The sequence below is a fragment of the Bradyrhizobium ingae genome (assembly GCF_055791185.1).
In genome coordinates this window covers 39,005-60,260 of sequence record NZ_JBVUBB010000024.1, presented here as the reverse complement: position 1 = coordinate 60,260, position 21,256 = coordinate 39,005, and the positions used below count along the sequence as shown (strand labels likewise).

General features: G+C 64.6%; 18 protein-coding genes and 2 tRNA genes. 8 read left to right on the top strand and 12 right to left on the bottom strand.

Features of this window, described 5'->3' with window-relative positions; all coding sequences use genetic code 11:
* Window positions 1-9: 9 nt before the first annotated feature.
* Window positions 10-903 (bottom strand): hypothetical protein, encoded by an 894-nt coding sequence (locus ACV1FX_RS28115; RefSeq protein WP_473120811.1) that lies wholly within the window; start codon window positions 901-903, stop codon window positions 10-12.
* Window positions 904-1,265: 362 nt separating this feature from the next.
* Between ACV1FX_RS28115 and ACV1FX_RS28110 the strand changes: the two genes are divergently transcribed.
* From ACV1FX_RS28110 to ACV1FX_RS28085, 6 genes are all read left to right on the top strand, one after another.
* The gene (locus ACV1FX_RS28110; RefSeq protein WP_473120810.1) at window positions 1,266-1,505 is read left to right on the top strand and encodes a hypothetical protein; all 240 of its coding nucleotides are present in this window, start codon (window positions 1,266-1,268) and stop codon (window positions 1,503-1,505) included.
* Between the two features lie 135 nt (window positions 1,506-1,640).
* Entirely contained in the window at window positions 1,641-2,003 is a 363-nt protein-coding gene (locus ACV1FX_RS28105) for a hypothetical protein (protein ID WP_473120809.1), read from the top strand.
* 57 nt (window positions 2,004-2,060) lie between these two features.
* Window positions 2,061-3,335: a divalent metal ion exporter subunit IhpA gene (gene ihpA, locus ACV1FX_RS28100; RefSeq protein ID WP_473120808.1), complete on the top strand. Its 1,275-nt coding sequence runs from the start codon at window positions 2,061-2,063 to the stop codon at window positions 3,333-3,335.
* Window positions 3,332-4,303, top strand: a complete 972-nt coding sequence (gene ihpB / locus ACV1FX_RS28095; RefSeq protein WP_473120807.1) for a divalent metal ion exporter adaptor subunit IhpB — start codon at window positions 3,332-3,334, stop codon at window positions 4,301-4,303. The genes ihpA and ihpB overlap by 4 nt, the downstream gene beginning before the upstream one ends.
* Window positions 4,296-7,511 (top strand): efflux RND transporter permease subunit, encoded by a 3,216-nt coding sequence (locus tag ACV1FX_RS28090; RefSeq protein ID WP_473120806.1) that lies wholly within the window; start codon window positions 4,296-4,298, stop codon window positions 7,509-7,511. The genes ihpB and ACV1FX_RS28090 overlap by 8 nt, the downstream gene beginning before the upstream one ends.
* Window positions 7,512-7,513: 2 nt before the next feature.
* Complete coding sequence (locus ACV1FX_RS28085) at window positions 7,514-8,500, top strand: cation diffusion facilitator family transporter (protein WP_473120805.1); 987 nt, start codon at window positions 7,514-7,516, stop codon at window positions 8,498-8,500.
* Window positions 8,501-8,506: 6 nt separating this feature from the next.
* Here the strand turns inward: ACV1FX_RS28085 and ACV1FX_RS28080 are convergent, their stop codons facing one another.
* The 8 genes from ACV1FX_RS28080 to clpX form a co-directional block, all read right to left on the bottom strand.
* A complete protein-coding gene (locus ACV1FX_RS28080; RefSeq protein ID WP_473120804.1) occupies window positions 8,507-9,367 on the bottom strand; it encodes a class I SAM-dependent methyltransferase in 861 nt (286 codons plus the stop codon).
* The gene (locus ACV1FX_RS28075; RefSeq protein ID WP_473120803.1) at window positions 9,367-10,806 is read right to left on the bottom strand and encodes a cytochrome P450; all 1,440 of its coding nucleotides are present in this window, start codon (window positions 10,804-10,806) and stop codon (window positions 9,367-9,369) included. The genes ACV1FX_RS28080 and ACV1FX_RS28075 overlap by 1 nt, the downstream gene beginning before the upstream one ends.
* 182 nt (window positions 10,807-10,988) lie before the next feature.
* Window positions 10,989-11,489 (bottom strand): hypothetical protein, encoded by a 501-nt coding sequence (locus tag ACV1FX_RS28070; protein WP_473120802.1) that lies wholly within the window; start codon window positions 11,487-11,489, stop codon window positions 10,989-10,991.
* Between the two features lie 285 nt (window positions 11,490-11,774).
* On the bottom strand, window positions 11,775-11,966 hold the full coding sequence (locus ACV1FX_RS28065; RefSeq protein ID WP_473120801.1) for a hypothetical protein: 192 nt from the start codon (window positions 11,964-11,966) through the stop codon (window positions 11,775-11,777).
* A gap of 234 nt (window positions 11,967-12,200) precedes the next feature.
* Window positions 12,201-12,277 (bottom strand) — tRNA-Val (locus tag ACV1FX_RS28060).
* Between the two features lie 59 nt (window positions 12,278-12,336).
* Complete coding sequence (locus tag ACV1FX_RS28055; protein ID WP_473120800.1) at window positions 12,337-12,741, bottom strand: GFA family protein; 405 nt, start codon at window positions 12,739-12,741, stop codon at window positions 12,337-12,339.
* 61 nt (window positions 12,742-12,802) lie between these two features.
* A complete protein-coding gene (lon, locus tag ACV1FX_RS28050) occupies window positions 12,803-15,226 on the bottom strand; it encodes an endopeptidase La (RefSeq protein ID WP_473120799.1) in 2,424 nt (807 codons plus the stop codon).
* 320 nt (window positions 15,227-15,546) lie between these two features.
* A complete protein-coding gene (gene clpX / locus ACV1FX_RS28045; protein WP_254095610.1) occupies window positions 15,547-16,818 on the bottom strand; it encodes an ATP-dependent Clp protease ATP-binding subunit ClpX in 1,272 nt (423 codons plus the stop codon).
* 178 nt (window positions 16,819-16,996) lie between these two features.
* Between clpX and ACV1FX_RS28040 the strand changes: the two genes are divergently transcribed.
* Complete coding sequence (locus ACV1FX_RS28040) at window positions 16,997-17,209, top strand: hypothetical protein (RefSeq protein ID WP_473120798.1); 213 nt, start codon at window positions 16,997-16,999, stop codon at window positions 17,207-17,209.
* A gap of 57 nt (window positions 17,210-17,266) precedes the next feature.
* On the opposite strand, the gene ACV1FX_RS28035 is transcribed toward ACV1FX_RS28040, so the two are convergent.
* The 3 genes from ACV1FX_RS28035 to ACV1FX_RS28025 all read right to left on the bottom strand — a co-directional run bounded on the left by ACV1FX_RS28035 (window position 17,267) and on the right by ACV1FX_RS28025 (window position 19,795).
* Window positions 17,267-17,902, bottom strand: coding sequence for an ATP-dependent Clp protease proteolytic subunit (locus tag ACV1FX_RS28035; RefSeq protein ID WP_473120797.1), 636 nt, complete (start codon window positions 17,900-17,902; stop codon window positions 17,267-17,269).
* Window positions 17,903-18,169: 267 nt separating this feature from the next.
* Window positions 18,170-19,531 carry a trigger factor gene (gene tig / locus ACV1FX_RS28030; RefSeq protein WP_473120796.1) on the bottom strand — a complete coding sequence of 454 codons (1,362 nt, stop codon included), beginning with the start codon at window positions 19,529-19,531 and terminating at the stop codon, window positions 18,170-18,172.
* Between the two features lie 179 nt (window positions 19,532-19,710).
* Window positions 19,711-19,795, bottom strand: a tRNA-Leu gene (locus ACV1FX_RS28025).
* Between the two features lie 155 nt (window positions 19,796-19,950).
* Between ACV1FX_RS28025 and ACV1FX_RS28020 the strand changes: the two genes are divergently transcribed.
* Window positions 19,951-21,255: a multicopper oxidase domain-containing protein gene (locus ACV1FX_RS28020; protein ID WP_473120863.1), complete on the top strand. Its 1,305-nt coding sequence runs from the start codon at window positions 19,951-19,953 to the stop codon at window positions 21,253-21,255.
* Window position 21,256 lies beyond the last annotated feature (1 nt).

The window sequence follows — 21,256 nt, the reverse complement described above, 5'->3', positions numbered from 1 at the left end:
GCCGCCCGGCTACGGCATCGGCATCGCGCGGCGGCCGCGGTGGAAGCGGTTTGAGCTCGCCATCCAGTGCGGCAAGGGCTCACCGTCGCGGTGGCGTCCTCCGGCGACCGCCGCCGCCCAGGCGACAACGGCTCCGATCAGGGTCGCCGCGGCGATGCAGAACGCGACGATGATCGAGTTCCGCCGCGCGTGGTTGATCGCCGTCTGGGCCTCCGCGATCACGGCATCGACGCGCCGCTCGGAATCAGCGGGCGAGAGGCCCGTCAACGCGGCCGTCTGTTGCGCGAGATAGGTTCGGTCATCACTGCTGACGCCGCTATGGCTAGATGACGTCATGAGGATGCGACCGGCTTCGGCGCGGGCCTCCCTCATATCGGTGTTCGGCGGCCGCCGTGGCGCGCGGAACAGCTTGTCGAGCTCGTAGCTCAACAGGGGTTCGGCGGCTGTCGCGTTGCTTGCCGAACTACGCACCGGCGAGCGCTCGATCGCCGACGCACCGAGGACCGTAAGCAGTGCCGCACCGATCAGCACCGCGACAGCCCATGACGTCAGTCCGTGCAACCCGTCCCACCGCTCGCCGTCATCCTCGATCGTTACGAGCGCAGGCGCAGGCCGCGCGATCCGCCCGGCGATGTAGCCGCCAAAACCGAAGCTGACGATCGCCTGAAGGATCAGATATAGTCCCGACAGTAGCGCCAGCGCCGATGACGCATCGCGCCATGTCGGCGAGGTCGAGCTGACGCCGAGCCCGATGGCGACGCCAAAGCCGACCAGGATGAACGACAGTGCACCGGCAGCGAACGCACCTGCCAGCACCGAACTCCACTGGACCGCCGAGCGCCTTTCAGCGGCCGGCATCCCACCTTCCAGGACTTCCTCCTGCACGAGAGCTTCGATAGTCATCGCGGCGTTCTCAGCGCAGGCCGAAGAACGACAGGATCGCCATGATCACGACGATCAAGCCGATGAGATAGATCAATCCGTCCATAAGCCCGTCCTCCTCAAATGCTCCGCGGCGCTAATGAAGAGGCCAACAGAATGTTCCTAAGTGGTACTGTCAGATGGGAACGAACCATCGAGATGCGGGTTATCTGCACAAGTCCAAGGGAAACATAGATTGTGAGCACAAAGGCCCCAGCCCGGTCTTCGCCGGGAGCTGGGGCCTTCCGTTTTGCACTGCATTCGCTGTCGTATGTTAACGACGCCGATCTAATGATCATCAAAGATGCGGGCCGGGGCGGAACCTCCAGGAGAGGGAGAGCCGCGTGGATCGCAGAACGGCGTGCCTGAACCAGGCGAACGCATTCCGGGAAAAGGCGCTCGCCGATCCCGAGCACCACGATCAATGGATCGATGAAGCCATCAAATGGCTGGAACGGGCGATGGAAGCGAGCTGCCACGTCGCGGTGACGGTCGCTGCCGACGATGGCTGCAACGTTCCGGAGCCAATGGCAGCGGCCGACGCACGATCCCATCACACCGGCCCGACGCGCAGCTTCTCATAAATTCCGCACGTGAGAACCAATCGCAACAGGCTGTCGTCACTGCGGCGTTTATTCCCGGGACGTAACAATGTTGCGGGTCGACACTGTTCCCGCGGGCGTGCTAGGCGGGACACGACCCGCAACGAGAGTGACATCGTGTCCGCGATCTGCCGGCCCTTCGGGATGCTTCGCCCGCGCCATCTGCGCGGGCTGCTAGCTGTGCTCGTCGCTACCATCTACCTGCTGTCGGGTCTGCTGCACGGCGTGCACGATCTCGATGTGACCAACTCCTCCGGCAAGGCGGAGATCGTCTCTGTGCTCGATGGGACCGTCGGCCATGCCGATCACAAGGCGTTCGCCGGTCATCATTGCCATGGCTGCTTCTCGGTAACGGTCGCGCAGCCGGCGCAGGCCGAGATGCTGGCCGCGCTCGTCGCCGCTCCCCAGCCACCTCGCCTGCCCGCCATTGCCGGCGTGGTGCCCGACACGGATTCCCCGCCTCCCAAACATATCGCCTGAACGGATTGGTCGGGGCGCTCGCGCGCCTCTCAGCTTCATCCTTCACGGGTCGTTTCCATGTTCTGCAGGCGAACTGCCGCGCGCTTTGCGTGCGCGTCGGCTTTCTTGATCAACGCGCTGCTCGCGCAGCCCGGACACGCGCAGACCTTGACCATGCGCACTGCGCTGACACGCGCGCTGGCCGCGAGCCCGCGGCTGACGGCCGCCGAGCGCGACGTCGGCATCGCCAACGGCCAGCGCATCCAGGCCGGCACGCTGCTCAATCCGGAGCTTTCCTACGAGCAGGACAATTCCTTCGGGTCCGGCATCTACCGCGGCACCAAATCGGCCGAGACCACGTTGCAGATCAGCCAGGCCTTCGAGCTGTTCGGCAAGCGCGAGGCACGGATCGCCGCGGGTAGCGCCGGCGTCGAAGTTGCCGCGATCCAGCGCAAGGCGATCAGGCTCGAGGTGCTGTCCGAGACCGCGATCGCCTTCCTCAGCGTGCTCGGCGCCCAGCGCCGCATCCAGATCCTCGACGAGCAGGTGGCCGCAATCGACCGCCTGACGCCCCTGCTGCGTCGCCGCGTCGAGGCCGGCGCCTCTTCGCCCGCCGAGACCGGCCGCGCCGAGGTCGCCTCCACGCTGGTGAAGGCCGACCGCGAGCGCTTCAAGGCGACGCTTGCAAGCACCCGGCGCGAGCTAGCCGTGTTGATGGGGGATCCGACGCCGAAATTCTCCGAGGTCTCCGGGCGGCTTGACCCGACCGGCCGTCCACCCGCATTCGAATCCGTCGTCGCCGCCATCGACGCCAATCCGCAACTGGTGCGCTGGACCGCCGTCTTTGCGCAGCGCAATGCCGAGCTGCTGCTGGCGCGCCTGAAACCGTATCCGGACGTGCGGATTGCTGCCGGCTGGCGCCATTTCAACGAGACCAATGACGACGCGGTGCGCCTCACCGTCTCGGTGCCGATTCCCGTGTTCGACCAGAACCAGGGCAACATCCTCTCGGCACAGGAAAGTCTCGCCAAGACGAAGGCCGAGCGCGAGGCCAACCGCAACGCGTTGATCGTGATTGCCGGCCGCGCCTATGACTCGCTGCAGGGATCGCTGCGTGAGCTCGCAATTTTGCGCGACAGCGCGATCCCGAAGGCGCAGGAAGCCGCCGAGGCGATCTCGCAGGGCTACGGCCAGGGCCGCTTCACGCTGCTCGAGGTGCTCGATGCGCAGGCGAGCGTGACGCAGGCGCGGCTGCGCGAGCAGGAAGCGCAGCAGAACTTTCATGCCGCGGTCGCGACCATCGAGGGCCTCGTCGGCAATCCCTTTACGCTCGCCCGGGAGAGCGCCAGATGAAGACATCCTCAACCATGCTCGTGGCTCTCATCACCGCTGCGCTCGGCGCCTATGGCTACGCCATGCTCGCACCCGCCAAGGTCGAAACGACGGAGCACGCGCACGAGAAGAAGCCGGCGAACGATCATGTCGAGCAGGACGAGCACGGCGCCGACCGCATCAGGATCTCCGACGTCAAGCTTGCCGCCGCCGGCGTAACGCTGGCGGAAGCGGCAAGCGCGACGCTGAGCGATACGCTCTCCTTCAACGGCGTGCTGCGCGCCAACCAGGAGGCCGTGGTGCAGGTGACGCCGCGCTTTCCCGGCATCGCCAAGTCGATCCGCAAGCGGATCGGCGACACCGTCGCCAAGGACGACCTCCTGGCGTCGATCGAAAGCAACCAGAGCCTGACGGTGTACGAACTCAAGGCGCCGATCGGCGGCACGGTCATCGACCGGCAGATCTCGCTCGGCGAATATGCCTCCGAGCAGAAGCCGGCCTTCGTCGTCGCCGATCTCTCGACGATCTGGGTCGACCTTTCGATCTATCGCCAGGACATCAAGCGCGTGCACCTCGGCGACGAAGTCCTGATCGATCCCGACGATGGCCGCGGCGAGATCAAGGGCACGATCTCCTACCTGGCCCCCGTCGGCGTCAGCGAGACCCAGACGGCGCTGGCGCGCGTGGTGCTGGGAAACGCCGACGGACGCTTGCGGCCCGGCCTGTTCGTCAGCGCGCGGCTGATCCTTGCCGCGCGCAACGTCACCGTGGCGGTCCGAACCAGCGCCATCCAGACGCTGGAAAACCGGACCATCGTCTTCGTTCGCGAGGACGGCGACAAGATCGAGGCCCGTCCGGTCGAGCTCGGCGAGTCCGATGCGCGCCATGTCGAGGTCAAGGCCGGGCTATCCACCGGCGAGCGTTACGTCGCCGAGAACAGCTTCGTCGTGAAGGCGGAGATGGGCAAGGGAGACGCCGATCATGATTGATCGCATTCCCGCCTTTTCGCTCCAGCAGCGCTGGCTCATCCTGCTGCTCGCGATCGGTGCCGTAGCCTATGGCGCATGGGACTTCCAGCGCCTGCCCATCGACGCGGTCCCCGACATCACCAATGTCCAGGTGCAGATCAATACGCGCGCACCCGGCTATTCGCCGCTCGAGACGGAGCAGCGCATCACCTTTCCGGTCGAGACCGCGATGGGCGGCCTGCCCAAGCTCGACTACACGCGCTCACTGTCGCGCTATGGCCTGAGCCAGGTGACCGTAGTTTTCCAGGACGGCACCGACATCTATTTTGCGCGCCAGCTCGTGGGCGAGCGCATCCAGCAGGCGAAGGACCAGCTTCCCACCGGGGTCGAAGTCGCCATGGGCCCGGTCTCGACAGGCCTCGGCGAGATCTTCATGTACACCGTCGAAGCGAAGCCGGGCGCCAAGACGCAGAGCGGCAAGGATTTTTCCCCGACCGACCTGCGCACCGTGCAGGACTGGATCATCAAGCCGCAGCTTCGCAACGTTCCCGGCGTGATCGAGATCAACACCATCGGCGGCTTCGAACGGCAAGTCCACGTGCTGCCCGATCCCGGCAAGCTGATGGCATACCGGCTCGGCTTTCGCGATGTCATGACGGCGCTCGCCGCCAACAACGCCAATGTCGGCGCCGGCTATATCGAGCGCAACGGCGAGCAGTATCTCGTCCGTTCTCCCGCGCAGGTGGGCAACGTCAGCGAAATCCAGGACATCGTGATCGGTGCACGCGGTGGCAATCCGGTCAGGATCAGGGACGTCGCCGAAGTGATCGAGGGGCGCGACCTGCGCACCGGGGCGGCAACACTCGACGGCGAGGAGACCGTGCTCGGTACCGCCATGCTGCTGATCGGCGAGAACAGCCGCACGGTCGCGCGGCGCGTTGCGGCGCGGCTCGCGGAGATCGCAAAATCGCTGCCCGAAGGCGTCGTCACGCGCACGGTCTATGATCGGACCCATCTGGTCGAGGCCACGATCCGCACCGTCCGGAACAACCTGCTTGAAGGTGCAGCCCTTGTCGTCGCCGTTCTGTTCCTGATTCTCGGCAACATCCGTGCGGCCCTCGTCACCGCCTGCGTCATCCCGCTCTCGATGTCGCTGACGGTCACCGGTATGGTCGGAACCAAGGTCAGCGCCAATCTGATGAGCCTCGGCGCCATCGATTTCGGCATCATAGTCGATGGCGCGGTGATCATCGTCGAAAACTGCCTGCGGATGCTCGCCGCGGCACAACGCGGGAAAGGCGGCCTGCTCACGACGTCGGAGCGCCTGCGGACCATCCTGCGCGGCTCGAGCGAAGTCATCAAGCCGAGCCTGTTCGGAACGCTGATCATCGCCGTGGTCTATCTGCCCGTGCTGACGCTGACCGGCGTCGAAGGCAAGATGTTCACGCCGATGGCGCTCACCGTCCTGATGGCGCTCGGTGCGGCCGTGTTGTTCTCCATCACCTTCGTGCCTGCGGCGATCGCGATCTTCGTCACCGGCAGGGTGTCGGAGACGGAAAACCTGTTCATGCGCGGTGCCAAGCGCATCTATGTTCCCCTGCTCCGCCTCGCCATCGACAACCGCCGTGTCGTCGCCTGCGCTGCTGCCGCCATCGTGATCGCGAGCGGCGCTGCGGCCTCGCGCATGGGCGGCGAGTTCATCCCGAGCCTGGATGAAGGCGACGTCGCGCTGGCTGCGATCCGCATTCCCGGCACCAGCCTCACCCAGTCGCTGGACCTTCAGAAAGCGCTGGAAAAACGCATCCGTCAGATTCCGGAGGTGAAGGAGTTCTTCACCCGCATCGGCACCGCCGAGATCGCGACGGATCCGATGTCGCCGGCGCAAACCGACGGCTACATCATGCTGAAGCCGCGCGCCGAATGGCCGGACCCCGACAAGCCCAAATCGGAGATCATCGAGGCGATCGACAAGGCCGCCGATGATATCCCCGGCAGCAATTACGAGATCTCGCAGCCGATTCAGTTGCGCGTCAACGAGCTGATCTCGGGCGTGCGCAGCGACGTCGGCATCAAGATTTTTGGCGACGATCTCGACATTCTCCAGGGTGCGGCCAAGCAGGTCGAGGCAGCGATCCGGACCATCCGCGGCGCGACCGACGTCAAGACCGAGCAGGTTTCGGGCCTGCCGATCCTGACCGTCAGGCTGGACCGCCAGGCCCTCTCCCGCTACGGCCTGAGCGCCAGCGAGGTCCAGGGCATCGTCGAGATCGCCGTGGGCGGCAAGTCGGCCGGCAAGCTGTTCGAGGGCGACCGGCGCTTCGATATCTTGGTGCGGCTGCCGGAGCGACTGCGCGGCAATCTCGACGCGATCCGTGCGATTCCGATTCCGCTGCCGCCGAGCGAGGAGACGGCGCCGCTGCGGACCGCGTTCTCCGCCTCGCCGCTGACGCAGATGCGCTACGTGCCGCTGTCATCGGTCGCCACGGTCGAGGCGACGCCGGGGCCGAACCAGATCAGCCGCGAGAACGGCAAGCGGCGGATCGTCGTCACCGCCAACGTCCGCGAGCGCGATCTCGGCTCCTTCGTCGCCGAGGCGCAGGATGCTGTGGCGCATAAGGTCAAGCTGCCGGCCGGCTACTGGATCGGCTGGGGCGGCCAGTTCGAGCAGCTCGTCTCTGCGACCAAGCGGCTGACCGTTGTCGTGCCGGTGGCGCTGCTGCTGGTGTTCCTCCTGCTGTTCATGAGCATGGGTTCGGCGGCCGATGCGCTGCTGGTGTTCAGCGGCGTGCCGCTGGCGCTCACCGGCGGCATCGCGGCGCTGCTGCTCCGTGGCATCCCGCTGTCGATCAGTGCCGGCGTCGGCTTCATCGCGCTGTCCGGCGTTGCAGTGCTCAACGGCCTCGTCATCATCGCCTTCATCGAACGGCTGCGGAGGGAGGGTACGCCGCTCGTCGAGGCTGTCCGCGAAGGCGCCCTGACGCGTCTGCGCCCGGTGCTGATGACCGCGCTGGTCGCGTCCCTCGGCTTCGTGCCGATGGCGCTCGCAACAGGTGCAGGCGCGGAGGTGCAGCGGCCGCTCGCCACCGTCGTGATCGGCGGCATCATCTCCTCGACCGTGCTGACGCTCCTGGTTCTGCCGGCGCTCTACGTGCTGTTCCGTCGTGACGATGTCCGCGAAACGCCTACAATGCGTGCTGATTTGGCGCGCGCCGATTTCGGGGAGCGGTAGACGTGGACAAGCACGACCACCATGCCGGCCATCATCACGATGACCACCATGATCATGCCGGGCACGACCACGGTCATGGGCACGGTTTTGGCCACGGAGCACATGTCCACGCGCCCGCAAGTTTTGGCAGGGCATTTGCGATCGGCATCTCGCTGAATACCGCGCTCGTCGTCGCGCAAGGCATTTACGGCTACATCGCCAATTCAACCGCCCTGCTCGCCGACGCCAGCCACAATTTGAGCGACGTGCTCGGCCTCGTCATGGCCTGGGGTGCATCGGTCGCCGCCAGGCGCGCGCCCACCGGCCGCTTCACCTATGGCTTCCGCGCCTCGACCATTCTTGCGGCCCTCGCGAATGCCGTCTTCCTACTGGTCGCAACCGGTGCGATCGGCTGGGAGGCGATCCTGCGCCTGCGCGAGCCCGAGCCGGTCGCCGGCGTCACGGTGATGATCGTCGCCGGCATCGGCATCCTCATCAACGGCGCGACCGCGATGCTGTTCGCAAGCGGCCGCAAGGACGACATCAACATCCAGGGCGCGTTCCTGCACATGGCGGGAGATGCCGCGGTCTCGCTTGGCGTTGTCGTCTCGGCAGCGCTGATCATGTGGACCGGCTGGCTCTGGCTCGATCCGCTGGCGAGTCTTCTGATCTGCGCCGTCATCCTCTGGAGCACGACGGGCCTGCTCCGCAGCTCGATCGACATGTCGATGGCCGCCGCGCCCGTCGGCACCGACCTCGATGCGATCAAAAGCTTTCTGAAGCAGCGGCCCGGGGTCTCCGATATCCACGACCTGCACGTCTGGCCGATCAGCACCACCGAAACGGCGCTGACTTGTCACCTCGTCATGCTGGGCGGCCACCCCGGCGATGCCTTCCTGATGGAGACCGCGCAGCTCCTGAAAACCTCGCACCGGATCAGTCACACCACGATCCAGATCGAGACCAGCCAGGACAACCGCTGCGCGCTGGCGCCCGACAACGTGGTTTGAAGACGACTACGCCGCCTTCGCCGTCACGATCCAGATCGCGCCCGGCAGCGCCACCGATTGCCCTTCGACGAACGGCGCGAGCGCTTCGCGGATCGAGGCTTTTGCGGCCTCAATGGTCTCCGGCGGATGGCCTTGCAGCGCGCGGGCGGCGGGGCCGATCTGAACAGAGCCGTCGACGGCCGCGTCCAGCCCACCGCCGATAGCGATATCCATCGCAAGGTTATGCGGCTCCATCGCCACGTCCACGAAGCCGGCGCCCTTGAGGATGCGCATCACGCGCTCCTCCGAGGCGAAGGCGAACGGACCGGGGTCCTCCGGCCCGACCGGCGGCATCTTGGGCACGTGTTTGTAGACCGCCATCAACGGCGTCATCATCCAGGGGTTTTCGCGCGGCTCGCGCCAGCAGATGAAGGCCAGCCGTCCCGAAGGTTTCAGCGCGCCGCGCAGGTTGGTGAACGAGGCGATCGGATCGGCAAAGAACATCACGCCGAAGCGCGATGCGAGCAGATCGAAGCCCGCCGGCTCGAACGGATAGACCGTCGCATCCGCCAGCACGAAATCGAGCGGCAGGTTCTTTGGCGAAAGCGCGCGCGCCTGCGACAGCATCGGGTCGGACACGTCGAGCCCGAGCGCAAATCCATCAGGCGCCACCGCTTTCGCAAACGCAACCGTCGTCGCGCCGGAGCCGCAGCCGATGTCAAGCACGCGCTCGCCCGGCTTCGGCTTCGCCCGGTCAATCAGGATATCCGCGATCGGCCCGAGCAGCGTCTCCTGCACCGCGTGGCGATCAGCCCAGCGCTGTCCGCCCAGACCGTTCCAATAGGCGATCTGGTCCGCATTCTGCTCATGTCCGCTCGGCTGTTCCATCACGCCCTCTGTGTCTCGCATCGGCAAGCGGCCTGAGCCTCGCAATTGCGCGTAGTCACGTGCATGGGCAGCCCATGGGCCGGACGCAGCGTAATCTTCTGCGAGGGCCAAACTTTGGCGTGCGGCAGCAGCTCCATGTCGAAGCGATGCATCAGCGCCGCGAGCACGATGGTCGCCTCCTGCAGCGCGAAGGATGCGCCGATACAGATGCGCGGCCCGCTGCCGAACGGCAGGTAGGTAAAGCGCGGGATCGCCGCGCGCGCCTCGGGCAGGAAACGCGACGGATCGAACGCGTCGGGCTGCTGCCACAACAGGCGATGCCGATGCAGCACGTAAGGCGCGATCACGATCAGCGAGCGCGGCTTGATCTCGAAGTCTGCGAGCGTATCCACCCCCTCGGCCATCCGGCTCAGCGCCGCAATCGGCGGGTAGAGGCGCAGCGCCTCCTCGACCACGGCACGCGTCACGACCAGCCGGTCCGCAAGTCCCTCGACCGGTCCTGCCAGCTCCCGCGCGGCCTCCGCCTGTACCCGCGCCCGCCAATCCGGCGCCTGTGACAAAAGGAAGATCGACCAGGCGAGCGTGTTGGCTGTCGTTTCATGTCCCGCCGACAGGAAGGTCAGGATGTTGGACCTGACCTCGGCGAGCGACATCGCGCGCCCGGTCGCGGGATCGAGCGCACGGAGCAGCAACGTCAGAAGATCGGAAGGCCCCTCGCCGGCTGCAAGGCCGGCAAGCCGCCGTTGCCGCGTTGCGATGATCTGGTCGATGATCGCTTCGAAATAGGCCATCGTCCGGCGCAGACGGCCGCGCCCGGGCCGCGGCACGGATTGCGGAAGGCCGAGCAGGTCAAACGCACCGATGCGGCCGATCACCGTAAAATAGGCGCTCATCGCATCGCGGAATTCGTCGTAGTCGCCACCAATGCCGTCCGAGAAGATGGTCAAGGCGAGCACGTTCAGCGTGATCAGCGTCATCTCCGCCGCGATGTCGACGGTGGCCCGCGGCCCCAGCGCGCGCCATTTCTCCGCCAGCTGGTCGGCCGCCACCAGCATCGCCGAGGTGAAGGACGTGACCGTGCGCCGCGCAAACAGGGGTGCAAGCGTTCGCCGCTGCATCTCCCAGCGCTGCCCCTCGACGCTCAACAGCCCATCGGCAAGACCGCTGGCGAGAATGCGCCGCTGGATCGGGTCCTTGCGGTAGTTGCCGGCATTGTCGACCAGCACATGCTTGATGGCTGCCGGGTCATGCACCAGGACGGCGTCGGTGAAGGGAAGTCTGACCTTCGCGATCGGCTCGCGAAAGAATTCTGCACTCCAGCATTCCAGCGGGTTGCGTTTCAGCGCCGCGAGCAGCGGAAACAATCGCAGCCGCTGCTCCGGCGGACAGGGCGCCGGCGGGCAATAACTCTCCGAAACGTCCAGAACGGAAACGGGCATCGAGCTGGCAAAAATCGGGAACAATATGCAATAGGCCTGAGTCTTGTCGGAGTTGCTAGCGGCGTCCAGTGGCGACTTGGAAAACGCAGGCAAACGAAGCAATGGCCACAAGCAAAGTCCGCGCAGCCTTGTGCGCCGCACATCGGGCGCCTAGCCCGCCGCGGGGCACCGCGACTACTCGGTCAACTGGATCGCGCAGTACGGCCGAGATTCCAGCGAACGGCTTCCAGAGGAATATGGGTGAAAGCGTCGGCCAGCCGTCGCCGCCAGGGTTGCTTGACCGTCGACAGCCTCCCCTCCAGATGAGCGGCCTTCTCGCGGGCTGCCACAGTCTCGACGTTGGCCTTGAGCAGTTCGGCCAGCAGCTTGTTGGTGCGGTCGCACTCTCTCTCGAAGTCGGACCGATGACTGCCAGCGATGGCCTTCATCTCCAAGAGATCGGCCTGCAACGTGGCAATGTGCTCCTTGAGGGCGGTGACCACCTGGTGACCGGCCGGAGCTTGGGGGGTGCGCGTGATGGGCGAATGGCTGATCTCGGTGAGATCGACCTGAACCAGGGTCTTTCCATCATTCGAGCGAGCCCGGGGCAATCGGTGTCGCTTCACGAGCGATCTGGCTGCCTCAGGTGATATCCTGAGTCGCTCGCCCAGCTCGGCATAGGTCAGCATCTCGACGGGCATCATGGCTACTCCCGGCCGTCCGGGCGATCACCACCCGGACAAGACGCACGATACCAATCCCGAGTTAACGGGCGGTTTACTATGCCGGCCGGTGATGTCCGCCTGGCCGATGGAGTATCTCTGGCAACTTGATCGGAACGCCACGGTGCCGAAATGACAACAGGCAACCAATGAGGCAGCCTCTCCGGTCACCTCGGCGAGAACTCTTCCGAATGTCACGCGCGCGGCAGGGCGTCAGACGAGGGGTAAGCGGTGAGAGGATCGAACCGTTGACCCGTCCAGCCAGAATCATTCCGCTGCCAGCGAAGCCCCGGTCCGCTTCGCAAGGACGCGGCGAAAGTCCGCTGCCAGCTCGTCGTAGTAGCGAGCGAGCTCCTCATAAAAAGCCTTCCCGGCCTCGTCGCTCGCTTCTTGAGCTGCTTTCATGCAGTGAGCGGCTTTGGACTCGTACCTTTCCAGCTTGATGCGAAGATCACTCATCACGGCGATACTCCACGCTGATGACAGGAGCCGGAACGGTGGTTCGGACGGGGATCGAAAAGATGGCCGAACGGAGGCAATTTTGGTCCCGTCGGGGGCCCTTTCTGGGCGCCCGCGTTTGGCAAAAGCCCGCCTTCGCCCCTTGGGCTTCGGCGCGGCAGCCTTCGCTCGCTTCGCGTCAATAATGTTCAGAGGCTGGCTTGCCCAGCCGTAGCTCGCGAAGCGAGCGAAGGCTGGTGGGCGGTCACGGATTCGAACCGCGGACCCTCTCGGTGTAAACGAGATGCTCTAACCAGCTGAGCTAACCGCCCCTGGCCGCCTCTTTAGCCCTAGGCCCCCCAGAGGGGCAAGGGCCGAACGGCAATCAATGTTAGTCTCGGGGCCGCCCCGGCAGCCCCGGCACGGCGTCGATCCACAGCGCTGCGGACTGGCACCAGATCTGCCGGTTGGGCCGCAAGGCCTCGCGCTGGCGGATGCTGCCCCAGCGGATGCCCCAATCATCGGCCTCGCTGCCCTCGCCGCTGGTGAACAGCGGGGAGCCGCAGTCGCCGCAGAAATGCTGGAAGCGCATCCGGCCGTTGTCGCCGCGCTTGCCATAGACCTTGGGCTTGCCGCCGGTCAGGCGGATGGTCTGCCCGGAGCAGATCGCGGTCACCCGAAAGGGCGAGCCGGTCAGCGCCTGGCAATCGGTGCAGTGGCACACTGAGACGGCCTCCGGATCGATCTCCGCCGCGTAGCTGACCCGGCCGCAATGGCATTGTCCGTCGATCCGCATGCCGTCCTCCCAAACACAAAAACGGCGCCCGAAGGCGCCGTTTTATCATCTTTGGCCGGTCTCAGTGAGCGGTCAGGCCGCCGGCGGCTTCGTCGCCATCCGGCTTCACCGTCACCTTGGTGTCCTCTTCCCAGACGATCGGCACCGGCTTCTTCACCAGCGCGCGGGCGACGACGTCGTCGAGCCGCGAGACCGGGACGATCTCCATGCCGCCCTTGATCGCATCGGAAATCTCCGTGAGATCCTTGGCGTTGTCCTCGGGGATCAGCACCGTCTTGATGCCGCCGCGAGCGGCAGCCAGCAGCTTCTCCTTCAGACCGCCGATCGGCAGCACGCGGCCGCGCAGCGTGATTTCGCCGGTCATCGCGACATCATGGCGGACCGGGATGCCGGTCATGACCGAGATGATCGCGGTGGCCATCGCCACGCCTGCGGACGGGCCGTCCTTCGGGGTGGCGCCCTCCGGCACGTGCACGTGGATATCGCGCCTGTCGAACATCGGCGGCTCGACACCGTAGTTGATCGCACGCGAGCGGACGTAGGACGCCGCCGCGGAGATCGACTCCTTCATGACGTCGCGCAGATTGCCTGTGACCGTCATCTTGCCCTTGCCGGGCATCATGACGCCTTCGATCGTCAGCAGCTCGCCGCCGACATCGGTCCAGGCAAGGCCGGTGACGATACCGACCTGCGGCTCGCTCTCGATCTCGCCGAAGCGGTACTTCGGCACACCCAGAAACTCTTCCAGAGTCTTCTCGGTGACCTTGACCGACTTCTTCTTGGAGATCATCAGCTCCTTCACCGCCTTGCGGGCGAGTGTCGAGAGCTCACGCTCCAGATTGCGCACGCCCGCTTCGCGGGTGTAGCGGCGGATCAGAAGCAGCAGCGCGTCGTCGTCGATCGAGAACTCCTTGGAGTCCAGGCCGTGCTTGGACACCGCGTTCGGGATCAGATGCTTGCGCGCGATCTCGACCTTCTCGTTCTCGGTGTAGCCCGCGATCCGGATGATCTCCATGCGGTCCATCAGCGGGCCCGGAATATTGAGCGTATTCGCGGTCGTGATGAACATCACGTTGGAGAGATCGTAGTCGACCTCGAGATAGTGGTCGTTGAAGGTCGAATTCTGCTCGGGGTCCAACACCTCAAGCAGTGCCGAGGACGGATCGCCGCGGAAATCGGCGCCCATCTTGTCGATCTCGTCCAGCAGGAACAGCGGATTGGACGACTTCGCCTTGCGCATCGACTGGATGATCTTGCCGGGCATCGAGCCGATATAGGTGCGGCGGTGACCGCGGATCTCGGCCTCGTCGCGCACGCCGCCGAGCGAGACGCGCACGAATTCGCGCCCCGTTGCCTTGGCGATCGACTTGCCGAGCGAGGTCTTGCCGACGCCGGGAGGCCCGACCAGGCACAGGATCGGCCCGGTCAGCTTGTTGGCGCGCGACTGCACCGCAAGATACTCGACGATGCGGTCCTTGACTTTCTCGAGCCCGTAGTGATCGGCATCCAGAACCGCCTGCGCGGCTTCCAGGTCCTTCTTGACCTTGGACTTCTTGTTCCACGGAATGGACAAGAGCCAATCGAGATAGTTGCGCACGACCGTCGCTTCCGCGGACATCGGCGACATCTGGCGCAGCTTCTTCAGCTCGTGCTGAGCCTTCTCGCGCGCTTCCTTCGACAGCTTGGTCTTCGAGATCTTCTCTTCGAGATCAGCGAGCTCATCGCGACCATCGTCGTCGCCGAGCTCCTTCTGAATCGCCTTCATCTGCTCGTTGAGATAGTACTCGCGCTGCGTCTTCTCCATCTGGCGCTTGACGCGCGAGCGGATGCGCTTCTCGACCTGCAGCACCGAGATCTCGCTCTCCATCAGCCCCAGCACCTTCTCCAGGCGCGAGGTGACGGACAGCGTCTCCAGGATTCCCTGCCGATCCGCGATCTTGACGGCGAGATGCGAGGCAACGGTGTCAGCGAGCTTGGCGAAATCGGTGATCGCCTGCACGACGCCGACGACCTCGGCGGAGATCTTCTTGTTGAGCTTCACATAGCTCTCGAAGTCGGACACGACCGAGCGCGCCAGCGCTTCGGCCTCGACCGACTTCGCATCGGTATCGGCGAGCGCGACCGCAGTCGCCTCGTAATAGTCGGCGCGATCAGTGTACTTCTCCACGCGCGCGCGCTCGAGCCCTTCGACCAGCACCTTCACGGTGCCGTCGGGAAGCTTCAGGAGCTGCAACACGCTGGCGAGCGTACCGGTCTCGTAAATCGCATCGGGCGCCGGATCATCATCGGACGCGTTCTTCTGCGTCGCGAGCATGATCAGCGCATCGTTCTTCATCACCTCTTCGAGCGCGCGGATCGACTTCTCGCGACCGACGAAGAGCGGCACGATCATGTGCGGAAAGACGACGATATCGCGCAGCGGAAGCACGGGATAAGCGTGCGCCTCGCCGTGAACGATGGTTGGCCGGGGTTTGGGAGTGGTCATGGCCTTTTCCTTTTGCTTTGCCCCCTTGCACGCAGCCCGCTGTAGCTAGCGCAACCGCCACAAGGTGCCGAGGTGATCCGCAAAACCAGTAGGCCCTTAAGCTTGGACCGGCCTTGCCGGATCGAAGTGAGGCGAATCTTGAAGAGAATTCCTGCTCGCCGTTGACATTAGGTGGCTATCGACCCGGGGGGTGTCAAGCCATTGAAAAATGCGCGCCATTCAGCGCTTACGCACGCGGGACGAGCGACGCAACACCGGCTGCGGATACACGTTCCGCAGCCGTCAATTCGACAGGTTCGAAGGCTTCAGACCAGCGCCGCTCAGGCGCTGGCATTCTCGACCGCGCGATCGGAGCGATCGGCGTAGATGTAGAGCGGACGCGCCGTGCCTTCCACGACCTCGCGGGAGATCACGACCTCTTCCACACCTTCCAGGCCCGGCAGATCGAACATGGTCTCGAGCAGGATCGCCTCGAGGATCGAGCGCAGTCCGCGCGCGCCGGTCTTGCGCTCGATCGCCTTGCGGGCGACCGCGCCAAGCGCCTCGTCGGCGAAGGTCAGCTCGATGTTCTCCATCTCGAACAGGCGCTGGTACTGCTTGACCAGCGCGTTCTTCGGGTCGGTCAGGATCTTCTTAAGCGAGGTCTCGTCGAGGTCCTCGAGCGTCGCAACCACCGGCAGACGGCCGACGAACTCGGGGATGAGGCCGTACTTCAGGAGATCCTCGGGCTCGACGTGGCGGAAGATCTCGCCGGTGCGGCGGTCTTCCGGCGCCATCACCGAGGCACCGAAGCCGATCGAGGTCGAGCGACCGCGCGCCGAGATGATCTTCTCGAGGCCCGAGAAGGCGCCGCCGCAGATGAAGAGGATGTTGGTGGTGTCCACCTGCAGGAATTCCTGCTGCGGATGCTTGCGGCCGCCCTGCGGCGGGACCGAAGCCACCGTGCCTTCCATGATCTTCAGCAGTGCCTGCTGCACGCCCTCGCCCGACACATCGCGCGTGATCGACGGGTTGTCGGACTTGCGGCTGATCTTGTCGATCTCGTCGATGTAGACGATGCCGCGCTGCGCGCGCTCGACATTGTAGTCGGCAGCCTGCAGCAGCTTCAGGATGATGTTCTCGACGTCCTCACCGACGTAGCCGGCTTCGGTCAGCGTCGTCGCATCCGCCATGGTGAAGGGCACGTCCAGGATGCGGGCGAGCGTCTGCGCGAGCAGCGTCTTGCCCGAACCGGTCGGACCGATCAGCAGGATGTTCGACTTCGCAAGCTCGACGTCGTTGTGCTTGGTCTGGTGGTTGAGGCGCTTGTAGTGGTTGTGCACCGCGACCGAGAGAACCTTCTTCGCATGGCTCTGGCCGATCACGTAATCGTCCAGCACCTTGCAGATTTCCTTCGGCGTCGGAATTCCGTCGCGCGACTTCACCAGCGAGGACTTGTTCTCCTCACGGATGATGTCCATGCAGAGCTCGACGCACTCGTCGCAAATGAAGACCGTGGGTCCCGCGATCAGTTTGCGGACTTCGTGCTGGCTCTTGCCGCAGAACGAGCAATACAGCGTGTTCTTTGAGTCGCTCGTGCCGACCTTACTCATTCATGTCTCCGTCCGCGGTTCGATCCCGTCCGCTCGATCGCTCCATTCCGGCACGACAGCCGGTATAGAATTCAAATAGAGCAAATTCCGTACCAAAAAAGACCCTACGCGTTACATCCCGTGCGAATCACGGTCACTCGATTCTCCCGCGATCATAGCCGATCAGTCGTAGCCAACCATGCTGTCACCCGACTATCAAGAATTCGCTAATCGGGGGCCGGCGGCTACCCGTGACAATACCGTGATTTCAGGTCTTGGCACGGGAGAACTGATCGAAAACGCCCGGGCGTTGCCGGATTACCACGAAAAAACAAGCACGAAAGCGGAACTTTCCGCCTGTCGCAGCGCGCAAAACTGCTTTGTGCGCCGCGCGAACGCGCCATTAACGTGAAGCCCGCCCTGACGATCCCAACTAATCCCGGGGATCGCCGTTACCATATCGGTAGTGCTACGGGGCTTTCGGCGGTGCCGGCTCCTCGGCCCGCTTGTCGATCACCTTGTCGACGAGGCCAAATTCCTTGGCATCGGTTGCCGTGAGGAACTTGTCGCGCTCGAGCGCATCCTCGATCGACTTGTAGGTCTGACCGGTATGCTTGACGTAGATCTCGTTGAGCCGCTTCTTCAGGTTCAGGATTTCCTGCGCGTGCAGCATGATGTCGGTCGCCTGGCCCTGGAAGCCGCCGGAGGGCTGGTGCACCATGATGCGCGCGTTCGGCAGCGAGAAGCGCATGTCCTTCTCGCCGGCGGCGAGCAGCAGCGAGCCCATCGAGGCTGCCTGTCCGGTGCAGAGCGTGGAGACCGGCGGACGGATGAACTGCATGGTATCGTAGATCGCAAGGCCCGACGTCACCACGCCGCCCGGCGAGTTGATGTACATCGAGATTTCCTTCTTCGGATTCTCGGCTTCGAGGAACAGAAGCTGCGCGACGATCAGCGTCGACATGCCGTCCTCGACCGGTCCGGTCACGAAGATGATGCGCTCTTTCAACAGGCGCGAGAAGATGTCGTAGGCGCGCTCGCCACGGTTGGTCTGCTCGACCACCATGGGCACGAGGTTCATGTAGGTTTCAACCGGATCGCGCATGAGTCACCTAGGTTTTGGAAGCGGACATCCTCGCGGCAAGACAGTCTTGGCTGGAATTGCCGAGCCCGGATGGACGTTCCGTGATGCAGGACTTGAGTAGGTAGCCACAGATATAGCCCAATTCGCTCCTGACAAGGCCGGCGCGAATTAAGGCTTAATCCGACAAGACCCGTTGAAGCTGATTCGCGGAAACAGGCCCAGCCGGCCACCTGGCTAGCGCGCCCGCTTCCGCTGATCATCCTTAACGGAAGGCTTTCTTGCGAAGCCTTATGCAGCGGTCTTGTCCGCCTCGTCATCCTTGTAGAGCTCCTCGCGCGAGACCTTCTTCTCGGTCACGTTGGCGAGCTCGAGGATGAAGTCGACCACCTTGTCCTCATAGATCGGTGCACGAAGCTGGGCCAGCGCGTTGGCATTGTTGCGGTAATAGTCCCACACTTCCTTCTCGCGGCCCGGCACCTGCCGCGCCCGCTCGATCACTGCGCGACCCACCTCGTCGTCGGTGACGGTGATCTTGTTCTTCTCACCGATCTCCGACAGCACGAGACCGAGACGCACGCGGCGGTCGGCGATCTTGCGGTACTCTTCCTTCGCCTTCTCTTCGGTGGTGTCCTCGTCGGCAAAAGTCTTGCCGGCGGAGTCCATCTCGGCCTTGACGGAGTTCCACATCAGATTGAACTCCTCGTCGATGAGCGAGGGCGGCGCGTCGAAGCGATGGGCCTCGTCGAGACGATCGAGCAGCGCGCGCTTGACGCGCTGACGCGTCGCGGTGGCGAACTCGGCCACGAGCCGCTCGCGCGCGGCTTCCTTCAGCTTGTCCAGCGATTCAAGGCCGAGCGACTTGGCAAACTCGTCGTCGATCTTGTTGTCCTGCGGCGCTTCGATCAGCGTTGCAGTGGTCTCGAACTCGGCGTCTTTGCCGGCGAGCTTTTCGCTCATGTAGTTCTTCGGGAACGACGCCTTCACGTTGCGGGTCTCGCCCGCGCCGATACCGATGAGCTGATCCTCAAAGCCGGGGATGAAGGTGTTCGAGCCGATCTGGACCTGGATGCCCTCGCCGGTGCCGCCGTCGAACGCTTCGCCGTTGATGGTGCCCTTGAAGTTGACGGTGACGCGATCGCCGGAGGCCGCCTTGGCGCCCTCACCCTTGTCGCTGTAGCTGCGGTTGTTGTCGGCGATGCGCTTGATGGCTTCGTCGACCTCGACGTCGGTGACGTCGGCGACCGGCTTCTCGACCTGGAAGCTCTTGAAGTCGGCGAGCGCAATCGGCGGCACCACTTCGATCGCGACCGTGTAGGTCAGGTCGGACTTGCCCGAGAGCAATTCCTCGACCTCTTTCTGCTCGGTCGGCATGGTGATCTTCGGCTCGGTCGCAAGGCGGAAGCCGCGCTCCTGGAAGATCTGCGTGTTGGTATCGCGAATGGTCTGATCGATGGTCTCGGCCATCACCGAACGGCCATAGACCTTCTTCAGGTGAGCAACCGGCACCTTGCCGGGACGGAAGCCGTTGAGGCGCACCTTATCCTTGAGGTCGACGAGCTTGGCATCGGCCTTGGCATCGAGATCAGACGCGGCAACGCTGATCTTGAACTCGTGCTTCAATCCTTCCGAGAGGGTCTCTGTGACCTGCATGGCGTTCAATCTTCTTCTCGCTTCGTCACGGCGCTAGTCGCCGCGACATTTGTCATCAATCGATCCGGCGCGCGGGCAAAACGCCTTTGCGCCGGTGGTTCATCGGACCCACCTCCTCGGGACAAAACGTCCATGAGGAACGAGGTCCTTCAGTAATCCGTGCAAACGCTGAAAGCGCTTGGTGCGGGCGGAGGGACTCGAACCCCCACAACTTTCGTCACTGGAACCTAAATCCAGCGCGTCTACCAGTTCCGCCACGCCCGCGTGAAGTTGCATCAAGACCGGCCGCGATGCCGCGGGCGGCCGGGCTTATAGCATGTGCCCGCCTGTTCGCAGCAAAAAAATGGCCCTGTCGACGCCCTCTTCAGATAGGCGCGATGGCTGGACTTATCCAGCGTGGCGTGGTCCGCATCACCCTCATGACGAAGCGATTTTTTGCCCCGACCCGCCGTGAGGTCTTGGCCGGCCTGGCGGCCTCGGCGGCAGGTCTGGCCGGGGCCGGAGCAGCGCCGTCGGCGGCCGCGCGACTCGCCCTCCAGGCGCGGCCCGCGCCCCTGGCTCTGAGGCCGGGACAGCCAGCGACGCCAATCTGGGAATTGGTTGCGCCAAGTGCTGCGGGTGGGGTCCGGCTCAAGCGAGGCGACCGCTGCGAGGTGACCCTGCGCAACGATTTGCCTGTGCCGGTCGTACCGGTCTGGTACGGCCTCGATGGCGCTGCGGCTGCGGAGCCGCTGCTGGGTGCCGCCGCCGCAGCCCCGGGGGCGACAACAACATCAATGATTTCAATGCCCCACGCCGGGACCCTGCTGGCCGACCTCAACCTCTTCGAGGAGGGCCCGAAGCAGCCCATCCGGCCGCTTCCGATCATCGTCGAGGAAGCCGACCCCGTTGCCGTGGACCGTGATGAGGTGTTGTTGATCGAGGAATGGCGCGTTCGGCCGGACGGGGGCGCGATCGCGCCGGGCAACGACCCCAGTGCGACGACACCGCTCTATACGCTCAACGGGCGCACTTCATTCGAGCTCTCAGCGTTCGGCAATCAGCGGCTGCGGCTGCGCTTTATCAACGGCTCCCAACGTACTGTCCTGGCGATCAAATTGGAAAACCACGACGTCCGCGTGATGGCGATGGACGGACAGCCCGCCGAGCCCTTCCCGGCCCGTAACGGTGCTCTGGTGCTCGCGCCTGGCGCGCGAGCGGACGCATTCGTGGATACGGCCACATCGGCCTCATTCCTGCTGCATGACGGCAAGGAGGCGCGCCAGATCGGGACCCTCGCGATCACCGGCGGGTTCGAGCGACGCGCACCGCTGCTGCCGCCATCGCCACTCCCCTCGAATGACCTTGCCGTCCAACTCGATCTGAAGGGCGCCCTGCGGTTCGATGTCGCGCTCGGCGCCCCTGACGCCGGCTGGACCCGGCCGGCAGGTTTCGCCGCCTCCTCCGCCCCAGTCTTTCGGGCCAAGGCCGGCCGCACGGTCGTATTGGCCCTGAAGAACTCCGCCTCCGTCACCACCACCTTCCACCTGCATGGCCATCATTTTCGCCTGCTCGACAGGCTCGACGACGGCTGGAAACCGTACTGGCTCGACACGCTCGCGATCGAGCCGGGCCAAACCCAGCGCATCGGATTCGCGGCGACCTACCCTGGTCGCTGGCTGGTCGAGTCCGTTGCGACCGGCTGGGCCGCACCGCGGCTCGTCCGCTGGTACGCGGTGGAGTGAA